The sequence below is a fragment of the Bacillus sp. TE9106W genome (assembly GCF_054062215.1).
On record NZ_JBSSFA010000014.1, the window covers coordinates 32664 to 54210 of the forward strand.

24 protein-coding genes and 1 pseudogene are annotated in these 21547 nt (G+C 32.2%); 4 read left to right on the forward strand and 21 right to left on the reverse strand.

The window, feature by feature from the left end; genetic code table 11:
- Positions 1-9: 9 nt before the first annotated feature.
- The 9 genes and pseudogenes from ACVWY7_RS21395 to ACVWY7_RS21435 all read right to left on the reverse strand — a co-directional run bounded on the left by ACVWY7_RS21395 (position 10) and on the right by ACVWY7_RS21435 (position 6532).
- Positions 10-1011, reverse strand: coding sequence for a C40 family peptidase (locus tag ACVWY7_RS21395; RefSeq protein WP_105989660.1), 1002 nt, complete (start codon positions 1009-1011; stop codon positions 10-12).
- Between the two features lie 39 nt (positions 1012-1050).
- Positions 1051-2112, reverse strand: coding sequence for a dipeptide epimerase (locus ACVWY7_RS21400; RefSeq protein ID WP_139242262.1), 1062 nt, complete (start codon positions 2110-2112; stop codon positions 1051-1053).
- Positions 2113-2255: 143 nt separating this feature from the next.
- Complete coding sequence (locus ACVWY7_RS21405; protein WP_000271324.1) at positions 2256-2582, reverse strand: DUF3870 domain-containing protein; 327 nt, start codon at positions 2580-2582, stop codon at positions 2256-2258.
- A 259-nt stretch (positions 2583-2841) separates the two neighbouring features.
- Positions 2842-3198: an FtsB family cell division protein gene (locus ACVWY7_RS21410; RefSeq protein WP_001228721.1), complete on the reverse strand. Its 357-nt coding sequence runs from the start codon at positions 3196-3198 to the stop codon at positions 2842-2844.
- 388 nt (positions 3199-3586) lie between these two features.
- Complete coding sequence (locus ACVWY7_RS21415) at positions 3587-4186, reverse strand: DJ-1/PfpI family protein (RefSeq protein WP_144507571.1); 600 nt, start codon at positions 4184-4186, stop codon at positions 3587-3589.
- Positions 4183-4269, reverse strand: a pseudogene (locus tag ACVWY7_RS21420) (ankyrin repeat domain-containing protein); the annotation flags it as partial. The gene ACVWY7_RS21415 and the pseudogene ACVWY7_RS21420, both read right to left, overlap by 4 nt.
- Before the next feature lie 490 nt (positions 4270-4759).
- Positions 4760-4990 carry a hypothetical protein gene (locus tag ACVWY7_RS21425; protein ID WP_000789031.1) on the reverse strand — a complete coding sequence of 77 codons (231 nt, stop codon included), beginning with the start codon at positions 4988-4990 and terminating at the stop codon, positions 4760-4762.
- A gap of 312 nt (positions 4991-5302) precedes the next feature.
- Complete coding sequence (locus tag ACVWY7_RS21430; protein ID WP_073523642.1) at positions 5303-5566, reverse strand: hypothetical protein; 264 nt, start codon at positions 5564-5566, stop codon at positions 5303-5305.
- Between the two features lie 201 nt (positions 5567-5767).
- Positions 5768-6532 (reverse strand): class I SAM-dependent methyltransferase, encoded by a 765-nt coding sequence (locus ACVWY7_RS21435; protein WP_144507569.1) that lies wholly within the window; start codon positions 6530-6532, stop codon positions 5768-5770.
- A gap of 204 nt (positions 6533-6736) precedes the next feature.
- Between ACVWY7_RS21435 and ACVWY7_RS21440 the strand changes: the two genes are divergently transcribed.
- Positions 6737-7015, forward strand: coding sequence for a hypothetical protein (locus tag ACVWY7_RS21440; protein ID WP_001083948.1), 279 nt, complete (start codon positions 6737-6739; stop codon positions 7013-7015).
- A gap of 61 nt (positions 7016-7076) precedes the next feature.
- On the opposite strand, the gene ACVWY7_RS21445 is transcribed toward ACVWY7_RS21440, so the two are convergent.
- The 3 genes from ACVWY7_RS21445 to ACVWY7_RS21455 form a co-directional block, all read right to left on the reverse strand.
- Positions 7077-8870, reverse strand: a complete 1794-nt coding sequence (locus ACVWY7_RS21445; protein ID WP_105989665.1) for a Xaa-Pro dipeptidyl-peptidase — start codon at positions 8868-8870, stop codon at positions 7077-7079.
- Between the two features lie 201 nt (positions 8871-9071).
- On the reverse strand, positions 9072-10448 hold the full coding sequence (locus ACVWY7_RS21450; protein ID WP_073523633.1) for a sensor histidine kinase: 1377 nt from the start codon (positions 10446-10448) through the stop codon (positions 9072-9074).
- Positions 10441-11088 carry a response regulator transcription factor gene (locus ACVWY7_RS21455; RefSeq protein ID WP_073523631.1) on the reverse strand — a complete coding sequence of 216 codons (648 nt, stop codon included), beginning with the start codon at positions 11086-11088 and terminating at the stop codon, positions 10441-10443. The genes ACVWY7_RS21450 and ACVWY7_RS21455 overlap by 8 nt, the downstream gene beginning before the upstream one ends.
- Positions 11089-11209: 121 nt before the next feature.
- On the opposite strand from ACVWY7_RS21455, the gene ACVWY7_RS21460 reads away from it, so the two are divergent.
- Entirely contained in the window at positions 11210-11629 is a 420-nt protein-coding gene (locus ACVWY7_RS21460; RefSeq protein ID WP_000976088.1) for a hypothetical protein, read from the forward strand.
- A gap of 52 nt (positions 11630-11681) precedes the next feature.
- On the opposite strand, the gene ACVWY7_RS21465 is transcribed toward ACVWY7_RS21460, so the two are convergent.
- The 8 genes from ACVWY7_RS21465 to ACVWY7_RS21500 form a co-directional block, all read right to left on the reverse strand.
- Entirely contained in the window at positions 11682-12134 is a 453-nt protein-coding gene (locus ACVWY7_RS21465; protein WP_000651757.1) for a GNAT family N-acetyltransferase, read from the reverse strand.
- A gap of 272 nt (positions 12135-12406) precedes the next feature.
- On the reverse strand, positions 12407-13111 hold the full coding sequence (locus tag ACVWY7_RS21470) for an alpha/beta hydrolase (RefSeq protein ID WP_456523969.1): 705 nt from the start codon (positions 13109-13111) through the stop codon (positions 12407-12409).
- A 52-nt stretch (positions 13112-13163) separates the two neighbouring features.
- Positions 13164-13826: an HAD hydrolase-like protein gene (locus ACVWY7_RS21475; RefSeq protein ID WP_456523970.1), complete on the reverse strand. Its 663-nt coding sequence runs from the start codon at positions 13824-13826 to the stop codon at positions 13164-13166.
- Positions 13827-13845: 19 nt separating this feature from the next.
- Positions 13846-14547 (reverse strand): 5'-methylthioadenosine/adenosylhomocysteine nucleosidase, encoded by a 702-nt coding sequence (locus tag ACVWY7_RS21480; RefSeq protein WP_001033369.1) that lies wholly within the window; start codon positions 14545-14547, stop codon positions 13846-13848.
- A 21-nt stretch (positions 14548-14568) separates the two neighbouring features.
- The gene (locus tag ACVWY7_RS21485; RefSeq protein WP_105989667.1) at positions 14569-15567 is read right to left on the reverse strand and encodes a phosphotransferase; all 999 of its coding nucleotides are present in this window, start codon (positions 15565-15567) and stop codon (positions 14569-14571) included.
- 15 nt (positions 15568-15582) lie between these two features.
- Positions 15583-16335: a WecB/TagA/CpsF family glycosyltransferase gene (locus ACVWY7_RS21490; RefSeq protein ID WP_105989668.1), complete on the reverse strand. Its 753-nt coding sequence runs from the start codon at positions 16333-16335 to the stop codon at positions 15583-15585.
- Positions 16336-16347: 12 nt separating this feature from the next.
- A complete protein-coding gene (locus ACVWY7_RS21495; RefSeq protein WP_105989669.1) occupies positions 16348-17904 on the reverse strand; it encodes a M3 family metallopeptidase in 1557 nt (518 codons plus the stop codon).
- A 129-nt stretch (positions 17905-18033) separates the two neighbouring features.
- On the reverse strand, positions 18034-19290 hold the full coding sequence (locus ACVWY7_RS21500) for an APC family permease (RefSeq protein ID WP_105989670.1): 1257 nt from the start codon (positions 19288-19290) through the stop codon (positions 18034-18036).
- Positions 19291-19432: 142 nt separating this feature from the next.
- Between ACVWY7_RS21500 and ACVWY7_RS21505 the strand changes: the two genes are divergently transcribed.
- On the forward strand, positions 19433-19867 hold the full coding sequence (locus ACVWY7_RS21505; protein WP_000343325.1) for an Lrp/AsnC family transcriptional regulator: 435 nt from the start codon (positions 19433-19435) through the stop codon (positions 19865-19867).
- A gap of 33 nt (positions 19868-19900) precedes the next feature.
- On the opposite strand, the gene ACVWY7_RS21510 is transcribed toward ACVWY7_RS21505, so the two are convergent.
- A complete protein-coding gene (locus ACVWY7_RS21510; RefSeq protein ID WP_000538266.1) occupies positions 19901-20761 on the reverse strand; it encodes a DegV family protein in 861 nt (286 codons plus the stop codon).
- 224 nt (positions 20762-20985) lie between these two features.
- On the opposite strand from ACVWY7_RS21510, the gene ACVWY7_RS21515 reads away from it, so the two are divergent.
- Entirely contained in the window at positions 20986-21417 is a 432-nt protein-coding gene (locus ACVWY7_RS21515; RefSeq protein ID WP_000022183.1) for a GNAT family N-acetyltransferase, read from the forward strand.
- Positions 21418-21547: the final 130 nt, after the last annotated feature.

Here is a 21547-nt window from a genome sequence, read left to right on the forward strand (position 1 = left end):
CTCTATTTTTTAAGGTAAGTAACGACGAGCACCAGCGTATTCTTCTATATATCCAGGTGTATTTAACGGTATAATCTCTACTGATCTTTCAGCTCTTGGTGAGTGAATCATATTTCCGTCACCAATATACATTCCCACATGATGGACACTACCTTTCCCTTGATCATGTGCAAAGAAGATTAAATCTCCTTTTTGTAAATTTTCTTTATCCACTGCAACTCCATTTCTCGATTGCGGACCAGAATCTCGCGGAATTGTAATACCGTGCGATTTATAAATCGTATGTGTAAATCCAGAGCAATCAAATCCGAAGCCACTTGTACCAGCCCAAATGTAAGGTAATCCTAAAAACATTTTCCCTGTGTTTATTAAATCATCGGCCGCCGGGGTTGGAATATCATTTTGAGAACGGTAAACCGTTCCATCATTTTTTCGTAGCCAAGCTTTCTGCCCATTTGGTAGCAACACGCGGTATGAAATCGTATCTTCACTAAGTAGCGGCAGTCGCGTATTATAGCTCACTTCAAGCGATTTATGTTTTTCAGAAGGATTTATATATATAATGGCTGTCGGTTTCGTTACTAATACGAAAGGTTCATTTGTTTTATCTGCAAATTCTTGATTATATGTTAACTGTTTTTCAGGCATCCATCCTGGGTAGCCTTCTTCATTTCGAGGTGTTGGCTGACCATGGACTAACACTTTCACCCAATCCCCTTTTTTATCTACAACTGTTACTTCTTGGCCTAATAACGCTTGCGTTTCTAATTTATTTGCACTTGTTAACCAAAGTTTCTCATCAAGCGTCATCGATTTCGTCCACTTCCACAAGTCAACTGGATTTGTAGCACTTGGTGCATCAATTGGCCGTAATGAATCAGGCGTGGTCCAAAGTGTTGCGGCAGATACATCGATAAACGCCTTACTATCTTTCTTTTCTTCAGCATTTGCTGATGTAAACGATGAAAATATAAATAAAGTTGTTAAAAATGCAGTTCCTACTTTTTTCATAAATATCCCCCTTAAAAGATAATTTACTAGTCTCTTCTCCTAAGATTTACTATTCACTGTCGATTGAAGATTTACCTTTGATCCAGAATAAGTCATTCCTTCCGGTTCTTCCATTAACCAAAGTGGCGCATCAAGATCGAAGTAATGAATATTAGGATGTGCAGCAGCTAAATGTGCAACAGCACTAACAGAAAGAGAAGATTCCATCATGCTTCCTACCATACATTTCACACCAGCTGCTTCTGCGATATCGGCAATACGCCAAGCTTCGCGAATGCCACCACATTTCATTAATTTAATATTGATTAAGTCTGCATATCTTCCTTGCACAATTTTTAATGCATCACTCGCTGAAAATATGCTTTCATCTGCCATAATAGGTGTTTGTACATGATCTTTGACGTACTTTAATCCATCCCAATCTTTCGCATGAACAGGTTGTTCAATAAATTCAATATTTAAATTGCGATTTTCCATCTCTTTAATGATAGAAACTGCCTCTTTTGGATTCCACCCTTGATTTGCATCTAATCGTAACGTCGTATTTTTTGGTACGCTATTTCGAATCGCTTCAATACGTTCTAAGTCTAAGTGTGCAGATTTCCCCACTTTAATTTTTAAAGTTTGAAATCCTTTTTCTACATGTTGCTTTGCCTCTTTCGCCATAATGAAAGGCTCATCTACACTCACCGTAATATCTGTATGAATTTCTTTCTTCCCGCCTAATAATGCGTAAAGTGGAACGTTACGATATTGACAATACACATCATATAATGCGATATCTACCGCTGCTTTCGCACTTGGATTTCCAATGCAACTCATTTGAATGTGCTGCAGTAACTGCTGAAATTGAATGATATCTTGACCAATTAAACATGAACGCATCGGCCCTAAAATTGCTTCTTCAATCCCGTTAGCGAAATCTCCCGTAATAATCGGTGTTGCAGCTGCAGCTCCCTTACCGACAACTCCTTCATCTGTATGAATATATACATCTATACTTTCAATTTCGGTTACGGTACGAAGCGCGGTTTTAAACGGTGTATGAAGATTTACACGTCTACGATTTACTTTTACATCGGTAATTTTCATTTTGTTCATCCTTTCTTTATCTAGCAAAATAAAGCCTTAATTCTTAACTTTTTTGGATCAAAAGATCCCCGCTTGTGCATACTTTCCATGTAGAAGGTACATGTGAAATAAAAAAATCCAGCCATAAGAAGATTCTTACGGCTGGATTTTGTCTATGAATGTGTAGACAAAGCAGCGATTTGATTATATTTTTTCTGTGCATCTTTTAATGCTACAAGTAGTGCCTTTTGAGACGAACCGAAATAACGATCTTTTATTTCCATTACTAATGCTGGGTCATTAATATTTTTATGTAGAAATAAATATTTAACAAACTGTGATGTTAATGCAATTGTCGCTGAGCAATCTGCATCTACAATTTCCCCAGTCTCCTTAACAAGCACAAACGCTACAAAATAGCTTTTAAACTTTTCGGTAATGGGATTATTTTGAGGTGCTTTCGCATCCCCTACGACATAAATTGTATTTGAAGCGTACACAGCTCTCTTCCTTTCTAATACGGGATAACGGTTTTCTTAATAGTCGTATGAGTGATAAACTCAACATTGATTAAAAAATGTATCCGCTTACCTTGTATTATAATACAATTGACAGAATTTTAACAACATTTATTTTCGTATATATTCCATAAGTATAAAAACAGCTCAAGCTCTTCATTTTTACAATATGTAATTGTTTCTTGTACCATGACATTCATACATGAAAAAACAGCTAGCTATCGCTAACTGTTCTATTACACTACTTCGGCAACACAAATATAGTTTCATTTGACTTAGAAAATTGATATTCTTTTCTCGCAAATTTCAAAATTTCTTCCTCATCATCTGTTAAATTTTCTATGTTAGTCTTTAAAGAAGCCTCATCTTTCTTTAAAGAAACCAATTGTTTTTTTTGATTCGTAATTGTATCTTTTTTTTCTACAATTATTTCTTGTTGTTTCGTTAAAATAAATTGAACGTACAAAGTAGCCGCCGCAATAAATATAAACATGAATATAAAACGCCTTAGTTTTTTCTTATTAATTGCCCGATTCTCATTAGACTGTGATAGTTGTTCTTGTATATTAGGAACATTTATTCGCTTGAGTTTCCTCATTATGAAATCCCCCTAACACATATATTTTCACTACCATCGGCATGATTTCTTATTAACTTTAATTCTATTCTTATAAAATAAGCTCCTTCACAAAAATATCTCACTAATTAACCAATTAAAGATAGCATTCGACGACATTTCCATATTTACATTGAATTTTTTTATGTATGCTGGCATAAAATAGTAGTTTCTGTTATTCTTTTTCTACTATTGTAGAAGAGTTTTTTTACATACAAAGTTCTCCTTGTTTTAACGTGGTTACAAGGAGAAAAGAGATGCATTTTCGTACATTCGATAAAACTAGAATGACTGTTTAAGAGCTTAAGTTTAGAGCATAGATCATACCTATATACACTCAAAATAAGAAAAAAGCCCAATTTGGGCTTTTTTAATTTTGTAAATCAATAATATCATATTCCATATTTTTAGCCGTTTCTTCAGCAATCTCCACACCTAGCAAATTTTTCACAATATGAAATGACATGTTAATACCAGCTGAAATTCCGGCTGATGTAATGATGTGCCCTTCATCTACAAATTTCATATTCTCCATTACTTCTACATTCGGAAAATCTTTTTTGAGTGTTTGAATACTTGCCCAATGTGTTGTTGCTTTTAACCCTTCCAGTAAACCAGCTTTCGCGAGTAATAACGCTCCAGTACAAACTGAAGTCATTAGCTTTACTTCTTTCATTTGCTGACGAACCCAATTAATTATAATATCATTTTTCACTTCATTTTCCCGAGCGCCTTTACCACCTGGAATGATTAATATATCAACTGGTGGTAAATCTTCAATACTATAATCAGGCTTTACCTTTAATCCGTTCCTTGCTGTAATCATTTCTCCATTTTGGCTAACTGTATAAACAGTAAATGGTTTCTCTTCATGTACTTTAGTGATAGAAAAAACTTCAAATGGCCCTGCAAAATCTAACACTTCCACGTCATTAAATAAAAATATCCCTACACTCCATTTATTCATCACACGTTCACTCCCTGTTGCAAATAATGTAAAAGGTGAGTATGACCTTTTTCTAAGGCTATATCATAGGCTGTTTTCTCATCATCACACTCTTCTATATGTTCTGTTGATTATTATATATTCCTCTTTAAATTATAGTTTACATAATAATATTATCTATTTAATCACTATCTTTTATTTTAGATATTAAAATTTTCTGCTAAAATAATACTAATCATGTTTAGTATGGAGGAGAAATTATGTTACAAGTAATACCTTTAAATAGTGAAGACTATGATTTACTTAAAGCGGCTGAAAAGTATACAAGTGAAATAGAATAATTATTCCAATTTCCCATTCATCTTATAATATTATTCCAATAAAAAAACAATCCGTTTTAAAAACGGATTGTTTTTTTATTTCTGTTTTATGCAGTTTATTTTATTTTTCTATTTTTTAAAATGATTAAATTATCATTAACAAAAATGAAATTAAAAATATTTAAGTTTATTTCATTTTTTCATTTGAAAACAAAAATGCACTTTTCCCTTATATTCGATAAATATTAATATAAACTCTCTAAAATCAGCAGTCTTATCATACCAATCTATAACAATTCTGTCTTCTTCCCTTACCTGTTTCCTTTAACACATATGATTTTAATACAAGCGCCGTTAATGAATCCGTTAATGTTTTATATGATAAATTAGATAATGCCAATAGATCGTTCGTATATAACATTCTATGCTTCTCTAATAATAATAGTACTAATCGTTCAGATGGTTTTAATGCCTCATCACTTTCTAGTATAAAGTCTATATTTTTCATTTCTCTAATTATTACTCCTTATATAAAAAAATGGTCACGCAACTAATTTAATATAAAAATAATACACAACAAGATTTGAAATATATTAAAATAGCATTGTTCCAAAACACTATTATACTATAACATAGAAAAAGCATTTCCCGAAATAGGAAATGCTTTTTTATTGCTTATAGAATTCTTCAAACCATACATTATATTTCAAATATTGATCCGTACAATTCCCTACAAACTTCTCTGATCATTCAAAAGTATTTTTTAGTACATCAAGTTCTACTAAAATGAGTTAACCATTTTCCGGCATTTTGTTCTACCTTAAATATTTCTTGCGATGTGCGGCTTACTGTAATGACTTGTTCCACCACCGCCTACTACTACTTTTCCGCCTTGTTCGAAAATTAATAATTTACTTGAACCATCTGCAAGAAGTACTATTACTTCAGCATTATTACTTGTTGCTACATAAATTACATAACCACTTTTTGATATACAAGTTTCCCAATTCGCATCAAATTCTGATCTTAATACTCGATTTGAATACACTTGATTTTCAATTCTATCTTGTTCTTCGTTTGTCAAATTTATCCCCTATCTCTCTAAAATATCATTTATAGAATCATTACAGTTCTATTTAAAATAGTGACTGTCTTTAATATAAATAGTATATGTAGTTAATAGAAGGATGCTTGGACAATGAAAACGTAATAACATGTACGTAATATACAATTAAAACAAGGCAATCGATTTTGTATCGATCGCCTTGTTTTCTTACATACTTCTTTATTTTTCTTTTCGCACTGCTTCAAAAGTAAACATTTGATTTGCATTTGACGGTTTTTTTTCAAAAACATAGTCAGCAGAGCAAGTAATGTTAGAGAAACCAATACTTTCTAAAAGAAGTTTAAACTCTTCTATTCCATACCAACGCACCGCAAAGCGTTGCAATTCCGTTTGTACTAACTGCCCTTTACTCCATTTTTCATATTTTAAATATGATAGAGTAGTTTGATCCAGCCAATCTATTTCAATTGATTTATTTTCTAATGTAATTCCGTCTCCATTTGGCAAAGAAAAAGTTGATGTATGAATCTCCCCCGTCTTCCAGTCATACGGAAGCATAATATCTACGATTAATCGTCCGCCTGGATTAAGGTGTTCATAAAAACATTTCAATGCATTTATAGAGTCCTCTCGATTTTCAATTAAGCAAAAAGAACCAGTAGGAATGATAATTGCCTCATATTTCTGCAGAAGTGAAAATTTTTGTAAGCTTCCTTCATATAAATTAGGGTGTAAGCCTCTCTCTTTGCATCTTATACGGCACGATTCTAGCATCTCAGGTGAATAGTCAATCCCATCTACTGTAAAACCAGCCTCAAGAAGCGGGATGATGACACGCCCTGATCCTACTGCTGCTTCGAGAATTCTACCTCTACAATTTTTCAAACGTTCTTCGTAATACTCAATATCACCATTTAAAGAATAACCGACAGGCTTTGTGTAATCATAAAGTTCCGTGCAAAGTGAACTATAAAAACTAAACATTTATTTTCTCCTCCGTTTTTACGTACGGAAGATTTTCATTCAATTAATCTTCCTGTACCTTTACTTTTAATGAAAATTCGAAAGAGCTGACTGTCATACTATATCACTCGCTTTCCATAGAATATAATTATATTGTATAATATTTCCTTTGAAATGCCAATGTAAATAATGAAAATTCAAACTCTTTACCAAAAGGAGGATATGATGAATTCATTCATTATATTTCTTTTACTTCTTATTGCTTTTAATGCTCTAATTTTCTTTATAGCGAAGAAATATAGACAAATATGGAAAATATCTAGTGGTATTTTCATTCTTGCTGCCCCCATTGTTTTCTTCGCTACTTTGCACATAATTGGTGAGAAAGTAGGAGATGGATTCGCTGGAGGTTTTGCGGGGCTTATATTTAGTGGCCAATTGATCATGAATGCAATTTTCTTATTTGTTGTAAGTATTTTTGTATCTACCAATAAAAATTCATAATAAACTCCCCTTTCAATATGTAAAGAGCTTACTATACGGTAAGCTCTTTATTCACAACTATTTATTTCACAATTGGCAATGCTACTTCACTTAATTTTACTGTAAGCTTCGTGCCCGCTTTCGGTCTAATTGTATAATCATAGTCACTAGCCATTAAAACGACCCCTATTTGATGCCCAGCTTTAAATACATAATCATCTGGCTGCATATCCCATGTAAATGTATAATCTTTACCCGGTTGAATCGCCGTTGAATTTTCTATACTCTTTATGTTTTGTGGATCCATCCAGCCTCTCGTTACGATTTCCGGCTTCGCTCCTCCATAATCAACAAGTAAAGCGGTTAAATTTGATACAGATCGATCAATATTTCCCGTAATTGAAATCTTTGGTGTACCACTTATACGCGTATCTTTTTGCAGTACAGGCATTGTATACACTAATCGATTGGCTACTTCTAATTCTGGGTTTGCAACTAATTGGTTTGATTTCATTTTTGCATCATCTACGAATGAAAACATCTTATTAACAGAACCCATACTTAATGGTAAATTAACGGCTTTATTACTTAAATACATTCGCACTTTTGACGGCACAGCTGATGGATCCGGCCAATTTTTTATTTTATCCCAAGTTTTATTTTCACGTTGTACATCGACCATTGGTTCATTCATAATTCCATTTTCAATTCCATACAACCAATAATCGAACCATTTATTTTGTGTTCTTTGCCAGTCATTCGTTGATGTTCCACCGTGTCCACCTTGATGTAACCACATTTTTCGAGGAACATCATTCTCTCCAAGTGCTTCCCACCATTGCGCGAACTGCTTCGTCTTTACATTCCAATCATTTAAACCATGAACAACAAACACACTCGCTTTTACGTTTTTAGCATCTTTTACATAATTTCGTTTATCCCAAAAATCATTATAATTACCAGTTTTCCGGTCCTGTCCGGCTGTTAGCTCTTTTATTACTTGTCCGCAAACTTCAGGGTTTTCCCTTGTTAATACTGCTTCTGCCATATTATCTGTATCTTCTCCTTGGTATCCACCTGGCGCAATCACTGCACCGTTTGCACGATAATAATCATACCAACTACTAATCGCTGCGATTGGTATAATTGTTTTTAGCCCTTCAACGCCTGTCGTTGCAACAGCATTCGGTAACGTACCATTATAAGAAACTCCTGTCATACCTACATTACCTGTTGACCAATCCGCCTTAACTTCCTCACCATTTTCTGTATATGCTTTCGCACGTCCATTCACCCAATCAATGACAGATTTCGTCCCTAATATTTCTTGTTCATCTCCAGTAGTCGGACATCCATCTGATTTTCCAGTTCCAATACTTTCGCCTAAAATGACTGCATAGCCTCTTGGTACATAATAATTTCCATACGAACCAAGATTAACAGCTCCATACGGTTTCCCTTCATACGCATACAATTCTTCATCTACATTATATACAGGAACATCTTTTAAACCAGCTCGATATGGACTCATTTCATATATAACAGGAACTTTCACATTCGAATCAGTTTTTGGACGCATAACTTTTACCGATACACGATCCTTTTTTCCATCTCGATCACTATCTACTTCCGTTTCTACAAATAAATTTTCAATAATTGCTTCATCAAGCGAATAAATCGGTTTTGTCATCCCATTTTCTAATTCAATTTTCGTGTTTGATTGTAACGCCTCTGAAACTTTTCCATTTAACTTCACGTCATTCTCATTTATGTAGTTTGTTTCTTTATTGTCTGCATACGCAGTCGTGCTAGAAACTCCTGATGTAATTGATAAAGATAATATTGCTGATAATGTTGCTATTTTCTTTTTCCCCATACCCTTCCCTCCCCATATATTTCTCTTTTTACTATACAATAAAATTACAGAAAATTCAGTTTATATTTTATACAACAACTTGAGAAATTTGTAGAACACTCTTCCAACGGGCTTTCAAGGTTATATATTTTGAATTACTACTTACATATATCAATAAAAAAACATCGCCTATTAATAGACGATGCTTCTACTAGTATTGAATTAGTCATTCTTCATATGAATATAAAATCGTATTTCTTCCCCTATAGTAAATACGCCATAGTCAAAACCATGTCTTTCTAAAATACTTTTCACGATCGCTAAGCCTAGTCCTGTACCCGAATGATCTTTACTACGAGAAGATTCTAAGACGTAAAAAGGTTCCCAAATTTTATCGATATCTTTCATATGTTCAGCATTCATACCATTTTGAATTTGAAAATATACACTCTCATTTCGATCTTCTAATGTAATTTTTATATTTTGATTTGATGTATATTTTATCGCATTAGAAATTAAATTTTGGAACACCATTCTCATTTTATTTACATCTGCATAAACAATTGCATCGCCAACATTATAGTTCACTTGCAAATTAATTTCTTTCGACTCCAGTTCAATCTTATGCTTATCTAATATACTTTGGACTAGTGATTTAATAGGGAATTCTTCTTTTTGTAAAACATCTCTTTCTAACTTCGAAAATCGTAATAGTTCTTCAATTAAGTTTGATATTTGATCTGCTTGTTTAATAATTGTATCTATGTATGTACCATCATCTAGACCATCTTTTATTCCCATAGAATATGCTTTCACTAACGCGATTGGAGTTTTTAATTCATGCGTCACATCACCCATAAATCGTTTTAAATGTTCATTACGATCTGTTAAATCTTGATGTGCTTCATGTAGTTTTTCACTCATGATATTAATACTAGTAGCTAAGTCTCCTATTTCATCATTCGTTTTCACTTTTGTCTTTTTAAACTGTAAACGTGAAATATCTTCTGCGACATCACTTAATTCTTTCAGCGGTGTCGTAATTGTTTTTGACAATATCCATACAAGTACGATAATGAGAAAAATCGTAATAACTAAAATGAATAAATAAAATGAGTTTAACGTTTTTATTATTTCATTCGAATGCGCGATAGAAACTCCTACTAAAATCAACATATCATCTTTCGCCATGTATTTCACAAAAAAACTAGATTTGATTTTCTCTTGATCATATATTTTATTCGAATGTCCGAATTTCTTTACTTTCATTATTTCTTCTTTTGTAATCCAAATTTTATTAAGGGCAACTCTCTTTTTTGTAAGTTGCATACGTAACTCATCATTAATATGATCTTCTGAGTCTTTTATGGATGTATACGCAATCGTAACATTCCCCCCATTTTCAATGCTCGTAATTGCTTCATCCAATTGTTCTCTCGGTATGGACTGAATTTGCGTTGTAATACCTTCTAAGCTTTCTCGTGTTTTGTAAATATTATATTTCGGTAAAAGATAGTTAATTAATAATAAAGAGATCGTAAATATAAGAATAACGGTTAAAGATATACTAAGAAATAGCTTTTTTCCAAGTTTATTCACTCTGTTCCTCCAAACTATATCCTAGCCCGCGGTGCGTCTTTATAATATTTCCTCCAACTTTTTTACGTAATCTTCTTACATGTGTATCAACAGTTCGCTCTTCTCCAAAATAGTCAAATCCCCATACGATATCTAACAATTTTTTACGAGTTAAAATCATGCCTTTATGATTTAAAAAACACTTTATTAATTCTAGCTCTGTTTTTGTAATATCTAATTCTTTGTCATTTTTATAAACTTTATTTTTCGTAAAATCAATTTTCAAATCTTGAACTTGAATGACATCATCATGCTGTATTAGCTTTTTCGCTCGAGTAATGAGTACACCTGGATGAAATGGTTTTTTTACGTACTCATCTGCCCCGCTTTGAAGAGCTGCTAATTCATCTTCGCTTTCACTTTTCGCCGTGAGCATTAATACTTTTACACTTGAGTTTTTCTTTATTTCCTGACAAACAGTAATACCGCTATGTTTCGGCATCATCCAATCTAAAATAGCTAAATCAATTTTTTCATCATAAAATATTTGAAGTGCTTCTTCTCCATCTTTCGCTAAGAAAACTTCGAAGCCTTCTTTCTCAAAATAAGCTTTTAAAATCCTTAGCATATCTTGTTCATCATCTGCGATTAATACTTTCATACATTATCCTCCATTGCTTTTAAACAAAAATCAATTGTATCATACAACTTCTTTGTTACATGTATGTGACAGAAAAATATTTGAACCATTTAAGGGTATAGTAAAAACGAGGTGTTGTACTATGATGAAAAAAATCGGAGTCATTACTCTTCTTTTCTTCTTATTATCAACAAATGCGTTCGCAAATACAAATCAACAAATTGAAGTATTTGATTGTCAAAAAGAAATGGTCGTTCAAAAACAATCTTTAGATCCAGCTATTCAAAAAGAAGCTATTCAATATGCTAAATCGATTACTGGCCCATTCAAAAACTTAAACGTCGTTCCAAAAGATGGTCACATGATAAAAATCCCTTTATCTAAACCAGTTTCTATTACAAATCAATGGCTACATTCAACAATTGATGAAGTACTTATTCTTCTCCCACTTAACGAAAAGCCTTATATTATGCTTTACGATGATGAAAATAATCCGCATTTTTATTATGTAAAAGGTGATCCGAAGGGATTATTGAAAGAAATGAATGTTAAACATAATTGACTAGAAAAAAGAGACTTCATAAGCTTATTTTTATAAGCAGAGGTCTCTTTTCTTACTCATATAATACTTTATAGTGACTAGATCCTTTAACTAATTCCCCTTTCACAAATCCATTTGCAGTATAAAACGCATCACCTTGCTTTGTATCTGTATGTAAAACAACCACTTTAAAATACTTTTCCGCATGATTTAATATTCGGATTAACAACAAATTCCCTAGCCCTATACGACGGTAGTCCTTTGAAATATAAAATCTCCTCACCCTACCAATCTTATTATTTTCTGTATATGGATTCTCATTTAACCCTCCTATTCCAATTAACTTTTCCCCTTGAAAAATACCAAATAAACATTCACCATTTTTATTAAATGTGTTTATTTTATTTTCATATTCACTTATTAGTTTTATTAGGAATTTGAATCCTTCTTCTTTGCTTTCTTGAACAAGATAATCGTGTTCGTATATCAATAAATCCTCTATTTGTTGAATAAGTATATCTTTCAAGTGATTTCCCCCTTAATTTTGAAATACATAAAAATGCTCTAGAATTATTTATTCTGAGCATTTTTATGATTGTTACTTTATTCAATTTGTAGAATGGCTATTTTTCACTTCAAATGTAAATTGATAATATAATTATCTAATTCTATACATTTAAAGCTATTTGTACTCAAAAATCATGAATAAAGCCATATAATTAAAATATCTCTCAAATATTGTATTAGTTTATATATTCGCCATTATTCTTAAACAGACTCCAGATAAATTGTAATTTGTTAATTGATATGTTTGTGTAACCACTGTTCAAATATCTTTAACTGTTCTGCAGTATGAAAATAATGTTCACCTGTCTCCAAGACTTCTAATTCACAACGATGTTTTTTTGTAAAATCGTTAATAATTTCAAATTCACACAGTTCATCCTTAGCTCCATACATAATATATGTATCTATATTCCATGTATTAATAGGATGTTCTTTTACATAGCATAAATAATCCCAATATAACTTTTGGCCAATTGGTGTCTCTATAGTCATTTCTTTTTGCAAAAGCTCCGATGTTACATTAAACCATTTCATCATATTTTCAATAATTCGTTCCATATTAACTACTGGTGATAAAAATAATGCCTTTTCTATCACATCATTTTGATAGGCTAAAAGACTAAAATAAGCTCCAATACTACATGCAAACACACTTACTTGTTTCCAATGTTCTTTTGCGTAATTCATAATTATAGATAATTCACTAACACAAACCTGTACTTTGCAAGGTGTATTATCATTTGTTCTTTCTCCATGCTCAGGTAAATCAAAACTTAATACTTGATAACCTTTTTGATTAGCTTCTTCAGCTAATTTTTGAATAACTACATCTTCCTTATTTGACATATTTCCATGTACTGCAATAAAAACTTTTTCACTTCTATCTCCCCACAAAACCGCGGGAATACTACTAATGTTAAAATTATCTTTAAGCATATTTCCTCCGTGGAATAAGATATATAGCAATTGGCAAAAAACTGCACACATTTTATAATCTCTGCACAGTAGACAATATTCCCTTCAGCTCCAGTAAATCATCTATTACTATATCCGCCTGAGCAAGCTCATCTTCTTGTGCAAAATCAAAATTACATCCAATCGCAATCAAGCCATTATCTTTAGCTGCGTTTATATCAGATAAACGATCCCCGACTACAGCTGCTTCTTTTATATCATATTTGTTCAAAATACTTTTTACTAAGTCGCTTTTATTAAGTGAGTTTATTTGTTCAATACTAAACGTTTCAGTAACCCATTGGTCTAAATCATAATAAGATACAATTGCTTGTAAATATTCAGTTAGACCATTACTAGCAATATAAATTGAACAATTATTTTCTTTTATATATATGAAAATTTCTTTTACGTTCGGATATAAAGCACCTTTTCCGCTTTTAATGTTTTCAATTAATCTTTCTAAAAAATATGCATCTGTTTGTTCTCTTATTTCAAGAGAATGATCCGGTAATAAAGCTTCCCAAACCTTCGGTAAAGGCACACCCATAATTTTACGGTATTTATCAATAGGTGTTACCGTATCCCATAATTGTAGAGATCTTAAGTGCTCAAATGTATCATCTAACGATAATTCTAAAATTTTATCTGTTTGAAATAACGTTCCGTCCATATCAAAAATTAATGCTTGTAACATTTCATTCTCTCCTTTGGAATTATAGTACTGTTTTACTCGATATATTTTTCAGCATCTCAATGATAATTTCTGAACAATAATTTGCAGCCGTTTTCGCGAAGTCGTCATAAGAAATTTGAGCTTCATCATCTGCGCTGTCAGAAATACATCTTATAACGAGAAACGGTATTTCATTTATGTAGGCAACATGTCCAATTGCTGCACCTTCCATTTCTGTACAATGCGGTGCATATTTATCTATTAATTTCGCTTTTAGTTTTGAATCTTCAACAAAACATTCACCGCTTACGATTCTTCCTTCATGAATCCCAATATGTAAACTACTACTATTGCATGCAATACGTGCTAACTCCATTAATTCCTTATTTGCGATAAACTCTTCTTGAAATGGAAATAAATTTTTCATTTGAGTCTTACTTACATCATGATGAGTTACGTTAGTTGAAATAACTACATCTCCAACTTTTACATCTGGATGTAGCCCGCCAGCAACACCTGTATTGATGATAGCATCTACATCAAATTTATGAATTAATGTTTGCGTACATGCGGCCGCATTTACTTTTCCTACGCCACATCTTGTAACAATTACTTCAGTTCCCATGAATTCTCCAACATAAAAAGGCATTGCTGCAATTATTTGTTCTTCTTGCATAATTAATTTTTCTAAAAGTAAGTCTATTTCAATTTGCATCGCTCCGATAATGCCGATTTTATTCATGAATATAGTCTCCTTTTTCACTTATAAGCCTGCCAATATATTATGTAATGCACCGTAATTTTTAGCTATCCAATTCATTTCATCCGCAAAACGTGAAGGGGGTACACTATGCTGATCCATATTGGCGTGAATCCACCATGTACTCTCCATATACCAAAGCATTTGAATTGCCCGAACAATACTCCCTACTGGAAAGTCTAATTTGTGACGGTATCCCACTAAAAATGAAGCAATAAGACTGTTATTTAAAACCCCATCATGTAAGGCACAAGATATAACCGCACGCCCAATATCCAATTCCACATAATCATAATCCATACGATCAAAATCTAGAATTGCCGAAACCTTATCGTTATGAAATAAGAAATTATCTACCCATAGATCACGGTGCACCCATCCCTTTTTACTATTATAAAATTGATCTACATTTACCAATTGTGTTGCCTCTTGTTGTAATTTTATATAAGGAAGAATGTGCTCTTTTCCTAGCTTCTCTGCTTCTCTCCTTTTCTCTTCCCAATGTGTCAACCTTTCCTCTTTAGTAGGCGGAACAAATTTAGTGGTTTCTCCTTCTATTAAAGAGCCATCATTTAACAGATTATGCATATGACCTATTGTCTTCCCAAGAGAGTAGATTTCCTTTTCATTCACTTTTCCAGGTGAAATTAGATTACCTTCTTTATATTCTAAAACTACAAATCTTTCATTATTTTTTGATGTATGCATTACATTATTTTTATAAGTTAGAAGCTTTGGACAACTTACACCATTATTATGTAGCCTTTGCTGTTGGTGTAATGCTTGCAATAACGTCAATGGGTCATATAACTTATATCGTTCTTTATTATATTGCTTTAATACAAAGTTCCCTACATCCGTTTCGAGTTTCCACTTCAAGTTTAACCAACCACGATGAATTGGAATTACTTTTTTTATTTTAAATTCAAATAAAGATTCGCACTCTACTTGCAGCTCTTGTAATATCATATTAGCTTTTTCATTAGAAAACGACTCTATCATCTTTTTTATCCTTTCTTAACTTGGTGTTCCTTTCATCCTCTCTACCATAACTGAAATTAAAAATTTCGGAAGTACAAGTTGTCTCTTAAATCTTTTCGGCTGTGAGAGTAATCTATATAACCATTCAGTTCCTGTATCCCTCATAATTTTCGGTGCTCTTTTTACAGTACCAGATATTATATCGATCATACCTCCGATACCTATAGATAGCGGAATGTTTAATGTTTGTAGGTTTTCATAGATGAATTCTTCTTGTTTGGGTGAGCCTAGTCCTACTAACAGTAAGTCCGGCTTGAATTGCTTAATTTTCATTTTTACTTCTTCTATTTCTTCGCCATTTACAAACCCATGCTGTCCTTTAAACTGTGCTCCTGGGAACTGCTCATTTAATTTTTCTAATGCCTTTTTATTACTTTCTGGAGCAGCTCCAAAAAGAAAGACCCGATATCCATTTTCATTACAATGTTTTATTAAATCTTGAGTGATATCTGCCCCAGTGACGCGTTCTTTCAGCGTTCCTTTTAATATTTTTGAACCAATTATGACGCCAATTCCATCCGCTGTTATTAAATCTGCAGAAAGTAATATCTTTTTAAATTGTTTTGATTTAGCCGTGTTTTCCTTTGCAGACATAACAATTTCAGGATTTGCAGTTACTACAAATCTTGGTTTTTCTTGTTTTTCATGTAGCCAACCTTTTAATAAACTTATAGCTTTTGCATATTCTAAAGTTGAAAAAGGTATTCCCTTTATAAGTTGGTGATTCACTATACTCTCCCCTTATATAAGCCTCAAATATGCATCAATATCTTTAGAAATTTGTTTAAAAGCTTTATCCCAGAATGCATAGCTTGTTATATCTATTTCAAAATGTTTTTTTATAAGCTCTTCCACTGGAGCCTTTCCAGTTTCTCTTAAAAACTCTTTATACTTCGAATGAAACGTACTTTTATTTTCTTTAGCTATTTCTAATAAACTAAAACTAACTAAATATCCAAATGTGTATGGATAATTATAAAAAGGAACATCTGCTATATAAAACTGGACATATTTCATCCAAACAAATGGCTGATATTCTGATAATACATTCCCATATGCTTTTTCTTGCGCTGCTATAGATAATTTCTCGATTTCATCAGCACTTAAAGGACTTTCTTTACATTTCCCATAAAAGTTCTTCTCAAATTCGAACGATGCTCGAATTGCCATTACATAATTAAAACAGTTTCTTATTTTCCAGCTAAGCAATGACTTTTTTATATCTATACTATCTGTTGTTTGAATTAGATAATTTATAAGCAACGTTTCAAAGAAAATAGACGCTGATTCAGCTGTACTCATTGGCAAATAATCATCTAAAAAAGAAAAGGATTGCTCAAAACTCATATTATAAAAATGCCAAGCATGTCCTAGTTCGTGGGCAAGTATTCTTACACTATCGATACTTCCGTCATAACGCATAGAGATTCGAGATTCTTTTTCACTGAAAAAAGGAGCACAAAATCCACCTGGGGGTTTATTCTCTCTCGGCTCTGCATCTACCCAACCACTTTCTATCGCATTACGTGCAAATTCTGCTAATTCTTCATCTATATTTTTAAATGCATCGTATATGTTTTGTACTGCTACTGAAAAAGAAATACTAATCTCATTATTTTCCTTTACTGTCATAAGCTCATGCCATGTTATCGAAGTTTTTCCTTTTTTATACACGTTTAAAGCACTTACTAATTTATCTAGGTTTTCTTCTGTCGCATTCCATATTTGTAATAATACAGTTTCTGAAATGCCATTCGCATGAAGGGACCTTGCTAAAATCTCTCTATCTTCTAATTCATTGCCCTTTGTATTACGCAATCTTCCTATTTGATTTAATACAGTAGCAAAAATTTCTTTCTCCTTATGTAAAGCACATGTTAATGACTCGAATACTTCTAGTCTTTCCTTTTTATTATCACTATTCATTGCAATATGATTTGCTTGTCCAAATGATAATTGCTTATTATTGTGCTCTATTTCTATCCTATTCCTTATTTGTATATACATGTTTTCCCACGCATGAAGTTCATCTTTTATTAACCTAGTATTATCGGTAATTTCCACTTCACTTTTTAGTTCCTTTACTTTCATAGTCAATCTAGTAATGTCAGATGAAACACTTTCTTCAGCTGATCGGCAGTACAAATAGTATTCTGCTTTTTCAATAGATTGTATAAGATTTGAAAGAATCCCTATATCTTTTGTTACAAAAAATTGTTCTTTCAACTCCAATATTGGAACTAAAATATCTGTATTCGAATACAATCGACCTAAATCCCATTTAGCAATTTCATGCATTTTTATAGCCGCCTCCTTTTTTTACAAATAGTTACAAATAGTTACAAATATTCCCCCTTCACAATTATATATGAAACGAAAAAAATTTAATATCTTTAAATATTTAGATTTCTATAACCTCATTCGTATTTATCTTCTGTTACGAAACCGCAAATAGCATAAACATATGAATGATACTGCCAATGGAATAAGTATTACTCCCCCAATAAAAGGATAAACCACTATGCAACATGTAAAAGCTACTACAGAAAAAACTTTTCCTAACTTGTTTTTTATTAATTTCATTCCAGCCGCAGCACCGACTATATATGTAATAATTCCTAATGAGTTTGGTATTAATACGATGTTCTCTATACTAATTTGAAAAACGAAACTTATTAGCAAACCAATTATTGCAATACAACCTACCACTTTTACTGCATTTGTTGGGTTTTCTCTTTTTTCATTAATATGTGCTAAATAACGAGGTGCAATTTCTTCTTTCCCTAGTGAATAACCTAAGCGCCCCATACTTGCAATAAATGCATTTGTCGTCCCTAAACAAATGATAAAAGCTACAAATCCAATTATCCATGCCAATTGGGCACCTAATGTTTGCTTGATTACAAGCACTAATGCTGTAGTATTATCAGCATTTATATGATAGGACTTCGTTCCAATTACTGATAATGCAATACCAATATATAAAATTCCAATAATAATAATCGCAAACCCTGTAGAAAAAATAACATTCCTTTTTCTAGGTGTTTTAAATTCTGGAGCTAAACTTGCAATAGCTTCCCACCCGAAAAACGACCAAAAAATTAATAGTGATGCATTTAAAATTGGGTTTATTTCATGCATAGAAAAATGTATATTTATATTTTTCATTTCAATATAAGGTAGCGAACTAATAATAGTTACGATTAAAATAAAAAAAGTTAATACACCAATACATACTTGAAACAAACCACTCATTTTTAAGCCGTATAAATTGAAACCAATTGAAATACTTAAAATAAGTAGCGCTATAACGTATGTAAAATATGATGATAAAGCAAACACTTTCACTATATACATGCCACCAGTCATTGAAACAACAATTTGCCCAACGCTACCCGCAATAAAAAAAGACCAACCTATAATGGCGCCTATATTTTTGCCGAAAGCTTTCTCTGAAAAAGTAGCAATTCCACCAGCACTTGGATATTCAATTGATAAAAAAGCAAATGTGAATGCAAGTGGAATACTAAGTGAAATCATAACAAGCCACGAAACAATTGCATTCCCTTCTGCTACACTTGCTGTCATACCAGGTAATATTAGAATTCCTGATCCTAAAACCGCTCCGACGTATAAAGCTGTTCCTTTTTTAATAGTAATTGTTTCATTAAAATAATTAGACATTACATACACCTCCATTTATATTTTAATTATAGAAACTTATCACTCTATTCAATATACAAAAGTGTATGTAATTTAATATTAGATTTTATATTATGTATTTATTTCAGAAATTTATTTTCAATTTTGTAAAGGAGCATATTTCATGGATGAAATCGATAAGAAAATAACCCTTTTATTACAAGAGGATGCCAGAATGACAATTACAGAAATGACTGAGCATCTACACCTCAGCCGTCCTAGTGTCACAGAAAGATTAAAAAGGTTACAAGATGCAGGAATAATTGAAAAGTATACAGCTCGAATATCACTTGATATAATTGGAAAATCAATTCAAGCATTTTTAAGGATCGAAAACTTAAAGATTCCATGCAAAAAATTTGAGGAGAAAATATACGAAGAACAGAGGATTCTTGAATGCCACCGAGTAACAGGTGAAAGCAGCTATTACTTAAAAGTAGCAGTTCACTCTATGAAGGAATTAGAAGAATTAATTGATATCGTTATACCATTTGGAACAGTTAAAACTTCTATGATCTTATCTTCACCAATACCATATCGACCGGTAATTATAGAATAATATTAAAAAAGGATTGATCAAAAGATCAATCCTTTACTCTACTTCATTTAAGAAAAATAACGTTATAACGCCAGGTCCTGTATGTGCACCGATTGCTGCTCCAATTGTATTTACGATAAATACTTCACAGCCAAATCTTTCTGTAATTAATGCTTTTAATGCTTCAGCTGTTTCTAAGTCATCGCCATGAGTCATAGCGATTGTTTGACCTTTAAGGTCTTTTCCGCGCTCCTCCATAATATCAACGATACGGCTCAATACTTTCTTTTTCCCTCGTACTTTTTCAAGTGGTACGAGTTTTCCTTCTTCCACGTTTAAGATCGGCTTAATGTTTAGTAAACCACCGATAAAACCAGCTACTTTACTTAAACGTCCACCTCTAACAAGGTACTGTAAGTCAGCTACAGTGAAGATATGTTCCATATGGTTCATTAGAAAATCAACACGTTTTAAAATATCTTCTTTTGATGCGCCGTCTTTCGCCATTTTAGCAGCTTCTAAAACGACAAGCCCTTGACCAAGCGAAGCACATTTCGTATCAATAATTTCTAAATCTAAGTTAGCATATGTTTCTTTTACTTCTTCTTTAATGAGAACTGATGATTGATATGTACCAGACAGTTCAGATGAAAAAGCTAAATATATACAAGGATTATCTTCTTTTGCATAAGAAATAAATTTCTCTTGGAAAGTTTCAAGGGAAGGCAATGACGTTCTATAAACAGCGCCTTCTCTCATTTTTTGCAATAATGTAACTGACTCTAATGTTACTCCATCTAAATACTCTGTTTCTGCTTCATCATATACACGGAGTGGAATTAAATCAATATCATATGCTTGCAGCAATTCTACCGGTAAATCCGCCGCACTATCCGTAATGATTTTAACACCCATTTTTAAACCTCTATTCTGTTATAAATATAAAATATATAAAATAAAAATAGTACTTTTAAATTATATACGTAAAACTTAAATGAAGAAAGGAAAACACTTTATATTGTATGCACTATTCTTCAAAACTTGAACTAATAATAAAAATCATGCCAGTATGACCAATTTTCCTGATATTATATTCTATATAATGGGAAAATCACATTTTTTATAAAGGGGAAATATAAATGAGTATTCATATGGCTACATCTAATGATTTAGAATGGATTAATAATCAATATGACTCAATAGGATTTGTACGAAGTGATTTAAAAAGAGATAAAGTTGCAATCATTACATACAACAATGCGTATGCAGGTGTTGGACGATTAGTCCAAATAGATGAAGATACTTTAGAAATGGGCGGGATTTATATTCTCCCTCAATTTAGAGGGCTACAATTAGCCGGGGAACTCGTTTCATTTTTAGTAGAAACTGCGAAGAATTTACAAGTATCAAATGTATATTGTCTTCCTTTTGAGGAATTAGAAAACTTTTATAAGAAATATGGCTATACTGAGGTCGATACTACGAAAGAAGTTGTTCATCCAATTATTCTAGAAAAATATAATTGGTGTTTGGGTCATTATGACAAGCATGTTTTATTATTTAAGTTGTAAATGTACATAAAGAGAGCATATATATTAATTATCTACTTTCCACATTTATAATAACCCTACTTTATTTGGTCAACATCAGCTTCTACAAGATATACTATTACTACATACGCTGTCTTTTTCCTTAACCTTA